Source organism: Candidatus Hydrogenedentota bacterium (assembly GCA_019695095.1).
Classification (GTDB): Bacteria; Hydrogenedentota; Hydrogenedentia; order Hydrogenedentales; family SLHB01; genus JAIBAQ01.
Genome location: JAIBAQ010000243.1, coordinates 1 through 7,530, shown reverse-complemented (window position 1 = coordinate 7,530; position 7,530 = coordinate 1). Strand labels below are relative to the sequence as shown.

The 7,530-nt window shown below is 59.2% G+C and carries 5 protein-coding genes; 1 reads left to right on the top strand and 4 read right to left on the bottom strand.

Translation table 11 applies throughout. The features are described from left to right. Positions 1-354: 354 nt before the first annotated feature. Complete coding sequence (locus tag K1Y02_23750) at positions 355-1,248, top strand: DUF1559 domain-containing protein (protein ID MBX7259394.1); 894 nt, start codon at positions 355-357, stop codon at positions 1,246-1,248. Positions 1,249-1,254: 6 nt separating this feature from the next. On the opposite strand, the gene lpdA is transcribed toward K1Y02_23750, so the two are convergent. From lpdA to K1Y02_23730, 4 genes are all read right to left on the bottom strand, one after another. Beyond that, entirely contained in the window at positions 1,255-2,643 is a 1,389-nt protein-coding gene (lpdA, locus tag K1Y02_23745; protein ID MBX7259393.1) for a dihydrolipoyl dehydrogenase, read from the bottom strand. Continuing rightward, entirely contained in the window at positions 2,624-3,193 is a 570-nt protein-coding gene (gene lspA, locus K1Y02_23740; GenBank protein ID MBX7259392.1) for a signal peptidase II, read from the bottom strand. The genes lpdA and lspA overlap by 20 nt, the downstream gene beginning before the upstream one ends. A gap of 14 nt (positions 3,194-3,207) precedes the next feature. Beyond that, positions 3,208-4,473 (bottom strand): 2-oxoglutarate dehydrogenase complex dihydrolipoyllysine-residue succinyltransferase, encoded by a 1,266-nt coding sequence (odhB, locus tag K1Y02_23735; protein MBX7259391.1) that lies wholly within the window; start codon positions 4,471-4,473, stop codon positions 3,208-3,210. A gap of 73 nt (positions 4,474-4,546) precedes the next feature. Continuing rightward, positions 4,547-7,408, bottom strand: coding sequence for a 2-oxoglutarate dehydrogenase E1 component (locus K1Y02_23730; GenBank protein MBX7259390.1), 2,862 nt, complete (start codon positions 7,406-7,408; stop codon positions 4,547-4,549). Positions 7,409-7,530: the final 122 nt, after the last annotated feature.

The following is a 7,530-nucleotide window of genomic DNA, read 5'->3' as shown; positions in this document are numbered from 1 at the left end:
TCTCAATCCTGTAAATCGTGTTAATCCTGTCTAATGTCAAGATTCAATGTGTCGACTGCGTTGTTGGGGGCGCACCAGCGTCGGCTCGCTTCTAAGGCAAATCCTTCGATTGGCAATAAAGCCAAAACAACTTGACAAGCACCCTTTCCTCGATTAATATATCGAAAGTTCTGTATACAGAACTTGTAGACTGATTAGTAATCTGTGGGTGCAATAAACAATCGTAGGTTATTCGGCCATTTCTGTCTCTTTGAATCAATGTAAGTTATTGTTTTGAAATTATTTACGGGTCTTACTGCGACGAATGCCGCAAATGAAGACCGTCAACGCTCTACCGAGCAGGAGTTGAGTTTCATGAGCCGCAGGGGTTTCACACTTATCGAATTGCTGGTCGTTATTGCCATTATTGGGATTCTGGCGGCTATTCTGTTGCCCGCACTGGCCCGCGCACGAGAAGCGGCCCGCCGGGCGAGCTGTCAAAACAACCTGAAGCAGCTTGGGTTGGTCATGTTCATGTACGCCGGGGAGAACAAGGACAAGCTGCCGCCGCGCCAGACCTATAAGTGTAACGGTACCTTGGGCACCGAGATGATTTTCAGCGGCCCGGCCTTGATGCCGGAGTATCTCACGGACGTAAATGTCGTGTGGTGTCCATCTTGGGCGCCGCAGACGAGTCCCTTGGAGCGGTTCGACCGAGAAAAGGGCAACGACAACGGGATTGTCGAGCCGTGTGAGCTGACCAAAGAACCTTACGATTACACCGGTTGGCTTATCCTGGACGACATCAACATCCTTGGAGCTGCGCTGGTCGGGACAGTCGGTACAGATACCGGCGGCCGTTTTGCGGAGTCACAGTATCTGAACACGCCTTGGGGTGAGTTGGCTCAGGAAAACGTGGCCACGGGCGGCGAGGCCAGCGACGACGACTTCACAGTCTCCGCGGCGTTTGCCGGCACCCAGGCAGGGGGTGGAGACACCCTGTACCGTCTACGCCAGGGAATCGAGCGGTTCTTGATTTCCGACATCAACAATCCGGCAGCGAGCAGCGAAGCGGCGAGCACCGTGCCGGTATGTTGGGACCACATCACCACCAGCGTCGCGGACTTCTCGCACGTGCCCGGCGGGGGGAATGTGCTGTACCTGGACGGTCACGTCAACTTCCTGCGGTATCAGTCGGACAAGTTCCCGATGACGGAAGACAGCGCGCGGATCTTTGGCCGTTACAACCGGCCGTTTGACGGTTTCTAGCTTGGGCTAAATGTTTAGCGGGCGGCCGTCTACGGCGAGGGCGGCCTCCCGCAGGACTTCCGACAGGGTCGGATGGGCGTGGCAGGTGCGCGCGATGTCTTCGCTGCTTGCGCCGTAGGCCATTGCTGCGGCGGCTTCGGCGATGAGGTCGCCGGCACGCGGCCCGATAATGTGCACACCGAGTACACGGTCCGTGGCTGCGTCGGCGAGCATCTTTACGTAGCCGCTGGTATCGCCGAGGGCTTTGGCGCGGGCGTTGGCCATAAAGGGGAACGTCCCTTTGCGGTAGGCGACACCCTGCTCTTTGAGCTGGTCCTCGGACTTGCCGACGGTCGCGATTTCGGGATGCGTGTATACCACGCCGGGGATGGTGTCGTAGTCGACATGCCCATAGCCGCTTGCAAGGTATTCAACACACGCGACCGCTTCTTCCTCGGCCTTGTGCGCAAGCATGGGACCACGCACGACGTCGCCTACGGCATAGATGCCGGGAACGCCGGTGGAGAAGTGGTCGTTGATCGGGATCGCGCCGCGCTTGTCGGTGGCGATGCCCACGGATTCGAGGCCAAGGCCGTCCGTGTTGGGCACGCGGCCGACGGCGAGCAGTACGCGGTCGCATTGAATGGGTTCGTTGCCCTCGGTTTCCACGATGCAACGGTCCTTCACGACTTTCGCCGCGGTGACTTTGCAGCCCAGGCGGAACTGCATCCCCTGCTTTTTGAAGATCTTCTCCGCCTCGTTGGAGAGGTCGGTATCCATGCCGGGAAGGATTCGCGGGAAGTATTCGAGCACGGTCACTGCCGAGCCGAGCCGTTTCCATACGGAACCCAATTCGATGCCGATATAGCCGGCGCCGATCACGACGAGGTGCTCCGGAACACTTGGATAACTCAGGGCTTCAGTGCTCGTACCGATGCGGTCGCCGTCGAGTTCCACGCCGGGCAGCGGGGCCGGTTTGCTTCCCGTCACGATGAGGATGTTCTTTGCGGTCAGTGTCGCGGGCGCAGCGCCTTCGACAACGACTTTGCCCGGACCATCGATGCGTCCGTGGCCCTCGTATCGGGTGATGCCGTGCTTCTTGAAGAGACCCTCAATACCCTTGGTCAGGGTGCGGACGATACCTTCCTTTCGCTTAAGCATGGTAGCGAGATCCAGCTCCAACGAACCGATCTTGATACCGTGGCTTTCGAATTCCTGTTTGGCGGCCCAAAATCGCTCGCTGGATTCGAGCATGGCCTTACTTGGGATGCAGCCGACCCGCAGGCAGGTGCCGCCCAAGAGCTTCTCGCCTTCGATGCAGCCCACGTTCATGCCGAGCTGGGCAGCCCGGATCGCCGCCGTGTACCCGCCGGGACCCGCTCCGATCACCACGAGGTCATGGTGCGCTTGATTCATCCGTTACTCCTTGGGGTTTCGGGCGGGGGAAGAACTGCAAACCGAACAGCAGGAAGATACCGGCCATGATTGCGACGTCGGCCACGTTGAACACGCCCGTTCGCAGGCTGCCGATGCCGAGCACCATGAAATCCACAACGATGCCGTCGAAGCGAATGCGGTCGATAAGGTTCCCGATGCCGCCTGTAAGCAGCAGCGCGAAGGATACGAGTTCGCCGCGAGTCAGGTTGGATTTGAAGAGGACCAACCATGCCAGTCCGACGAGAATGGCGCCGGTGAACACGGTCAGAAGCCAGAACCGGACGTTTTCGGGAAGCGTTGCGCCGAGGCTGAGAAAGCCGCCGCGGTTTTCGGCGTATTGAAGCACGGCATAGTCGCCAATCACTCGTATTGGCCCCTCGCCCGCGAGGGATTTCAAGGCCATCTTTTTGGTGATCTGATCGAGTCCAATGCCGAGACCCGCAAAAACCAGCACAAACAGGCATCGTTGCCATCGCGAAGTAGTCTGCATTTCAGTACCGTCGATCTCCCGCGCATCCGTGGCTGACATTCGTAATCCTTCCCTTAGACATCCAACATCATGCGTTCGGGATTCTCGACGCATTCCTTGATGCGTTTCAAGAAGGTGACCGCTTCGCGTCCGTCGACGATGCGGTGGTCGTAAGTAAGCGCGACATACATCATGGGACGAATCACCACTTGGCCGTTGCGCGCTACGGGGCGATCTTGAATAGCGTGAAGGCCCAAAATACCGCTTTGTGGCGGATTGACGATGGGCGTGGAAAGCATGGAACCGTAGACGCCGCCGTTGCTGATGGTGAAGGTGCCGCCTTCGAGTTCATCGAGACGCAGCTTGTTTTCTTTTGCGCGCGCTCCGAAGTCCGCGATTACTTTTTCGATTTCGGCGAACCCAAGTCGCTCGGCATTGCGGATGATCGGTACGGCCAATCCTTTGCCGCTGCCGATGGCAACGCCGATGTCGTAGTAGTGGTGATAGACAATGTTGCCATGGCGAATCTCCGCATTGATACGCGGGCACCCTTTCAGCGCTTCGATGCTCGCTTTCACGAAGAATGACATGAACCCGAGCTTTACACCGTGCTTCTCAACAAACGCATCCTTGAACTTGTCTCGGAGCGCCATCACCTCGCTCATATCGATCTCATTGAACGTCGTGAGCAGGGCTGCGGACTGCTGCGCTTCGACGAGCCGCTCGGCGATGCGCTTGCGCATAGGCGTCATCGGGACCGCTTCTTCGGAGCGGTTCGGCGCATAGCTGGAAGCAGCTTCCTGGGTCGCTGCGGCAGCGGCCTTGTCCGGTTTGGGAGCGATTGGCGCGGGTGCGGGAACCAGCGGGGCAGGCTTCGGCGCTTCTACCTTGGCTTGGGAGGCGCCGGCCGCGCGCATGACGTCTTCCTTCAACACGCGCCCACCCGGTCCGGTGGCTTGAACTTGCGCGGCGCTGACACCGTGAGTAGCCATCGCGCGTTGGGCCGCGGGCATAACCCTCGCCGCAGCCGCAACCGGAGCAACGGCTTCCACTTTCTTGGAAGCCGCAGCCTTCGAGGAAGCGGGCTTATCGCCAGGCGCTTTCGATTCTTCCATAAGCGCAACGACTTCGCCGACTTTGGCGGTCTGACCTTCGGTCTTCAGGATTTGCGTGAGGGTGCCCGATACCGGCGCGAGGACTTCCATCGTCGCCTTGTCCGATTCCACTTCCGCGACGGCTTCATCGCGCTCGACAAAGTCGCCGGGGGCCTTTCGCCACGCCCCGAGTTGCACCTCGGTGATGGACTCGCCAACCGTGGGAACCTTAAGTTCAACCGGCATGCTACACCTTCTTCCTATCGTGTTTCGTTAGCGTTATACCGCATTGTGGACCGGCCAGGACAAGCGGCTCAACTCACGTCATAAACCCGGACTTGGGTCCGAACGCCTGCTCCAACAACATCTTCTGTTCGGCCTTGTGGGAATTGCTCGAACCGGTCGCCGGGCTTGCCGATTCCGGCCGGCTGACCACATGGAATGGCCACTTGCCGAGCAGGAGGTATCCGAACTCACCCTGCATACGACGCCAAGCGCCCATGTTGCGCGGCTCTTCCTGGACCCATACGACGTCCGTGCCTTCCGGATACTCTTCGAGCACGGCTTGAAGGTGAGCGGGTTGCAGCGGATACAACTGTTCGATACGGACAATCGCCACATCGTTCCTGCCCGACTTTTCCCGTTCTTCGGCCAACTCGTAATAGACCTTGCCGCTGCACATAAGGACACGGTCGACTTTGCCCTTGATTCCCTTGCCGTCGGGGATGATGCGCTGGAAACGGCCATGTGTCAGTTCGTCGAGCTTCGACACAGCGGACGGATGGCGCAAGAGGCTCTTGGGGGTCATAGCGACCAGAGGCTTGCGCCACGGCCGGTGAATCTGCCGCCGCAGAAGGTGGAAGAATTGTGCCGGAGTCGAAGGAATGACCACTTGCATATTGTCTTCAGCTGCGAGCGAGAAGAAGCGTTCGGTGCGGGCGCTGGAATGCTCTGGCCCCATGCCTTCGTACCCGTGCGGCAACAACATGACAAGGCCCGACAGACTGCCCCATTTGTCTTCCGCGCTGGAGATGAATTGATCGATGATGACTTGAGCCGCATTGAAGAAGTCGCCGAATTGCGCTTCCCACAGTACCAAGCCGTCGGGACAGGCGATGCTGTACCCATATTCGAAACCCAACACGCCGGCTTCGCTGAGCGGGCTGTTGTATACCTCGACTGCGGCTTGCTTTTCATCGAGATGCTGCAACGAGATGTACGGTTGACCGTCTTCGATGTCGTAGACGATGGCATGCCGGTGGCTGAACGTGCCGCGGCCCGAATCTTGTCCGCTCAGACGCACTCGCGTACCTTCCGTGGCCAGCGATGCAAATGCGAGCGCTTCCGCGGCAGCCCAATCGACGGGCTTGTCGTCGCGCGCGATTTCGCGGCGCGATTCAAGGATGCGCTCCAATTTCGGGTGCGGGTGGATATCTTCGGTAAGGTGTGTCAACTTCTCCAGAAGACTGCACAGCTTCTCGCGCGGTACCCCCGTGTCGACATCCGGCACATTTGTATCGGGGCCCCCCTTATAGGCGGACCAGATTCCTTTCAGTTGACCGGGAGGCTTTGGGGCCTCCTCGGTGCGCGCAACCGTAAGCTCCGCCTCCAGCACTTCACGCCGCCGCACGGCGATTTCTTCGGCTTCGGCGCGGGTAACGCCGCCGAGCGTGAGCAAGTGTTCGAGATAGCCTTCGCGCACGGACTTTCGGCTCTCGATAGTGCGATACAGCACCGGCTGCGTGAACGACGGTTCATCGCCTTCGTTGTGACCGCGCCTGCGGTAGCAGTACATGTCGATGACGACGTCGCGACGGAAGGCGTGCCGGAATTCCATGGCGAGGTTCACTACTTGCGCCACGGCTTCGGAGTCTTCGCCATTGACGTGGAAGATCGGGCTTTGCAGCATCTTTGCCACGTCGGTGGCGTAGACGCTCGATCGGCCTTCAGACGGGTTCGTGGTAAAACCGATCTGGTTATTCACAATGACGTGCAAAGTGCCGCCGGTGGTGTAGCCTTCCAACTCGCTGAGGTTCAGCGTCTCCTGCACGATGCCTTCGCCCGCAAACGAGGCGTCGCCGTGAATGAGCAGGGCCATGCTTTTCGAGCGGCCCAGATCGCCCGTGCGGTCCTGATGCGCGCGCACGCGGCCCAGCACGACGGGATTGACGAATTCGAGATGGCTCGGGTTGAAGGCGAGCGCCAAATGGATCTTCTTGCCGGACTGCGTCACCCATTCGGTGTGGTGGCCGAGATGGTATTTCACGTCGCCTCGGCCCTGGTTGAACGGGCTGCTCTTGTCGGCGAATTCGCGGAAAATCTGGCGGGGGCTTTTGCCCATGATGTTCGCGAGTACATTCAACCGACCGCGGTGCGCCATGCCGATGACGATCTCGGTGAGGCCCGATTCACCGGCCTTTTCGATAGAGAGGTCGAGCAGCGGAATAAGACTCTCTCCGCCTTCGAGAGAGAAGCGCTTCGCGCCGACGAATTTCTTCTGGATGAACTCTTCAAAAATGACCGCGTCCGTGAGGCGCGTGAGAATGCGAATCTGCTGTTCGCGCGACAACGATATCCGGTTTCGCGAACCTTCCATGCGGTCGCAGAGCCATTGCCGGATGGAGAGGTCGTCGATGTGCATGAACTGCACGCCGATGGAGCGGCAATACGTGCTGCGCAGGCGCTGGATAATCTGGCGCAACGGCAACATGCCCGTCGTGGAGAGGGGTCCGGCCAGGAACGGGATATCCATGTCTTCGGGGCGGAATCCCAGGTACGCGGGGTCGAGTTCCGGCTGGCGCGGGCGCGGCATCCCCAAGGGGTCGATGCGCGCAATTTTGTGCCCCATGATCCGGTAGTTCCGGATCAGCATGTCGACTTGGTATTGGAGCGCGGTGATTTCGAGGTTGCGCCCGCAGACGTTACAGTTCTGCGTCCGTCTCCGCGCATCGTCCAGCACGGGATTTTTGTCGCCGGTGTACGACGCCGAAACGATGGGCTCCGGAGCGGGTGTGGATGCGGCTGGCACACCGCCATTTCCGCTTCTGAAATAGCCGCGCCACTCTTCGGACACGGAGTTCGGGTCGCGAAGATAGTCCTCGTAGATACTCTCGATAAATGCCAGACTTAAACTACTCGGGTCGATTCCCTCGTTTGACGACGGATTCCCACTGGACTCCATGGCTACCTCACCTGTCCGAAACAACCAGTTCGCGACTTGAACAACCCGCGCGTGCAGCCGCGCAAAAATGACCGACGATGGCGCATATCATACAAGAAACCAACACCAAGAGCCACCAGGAA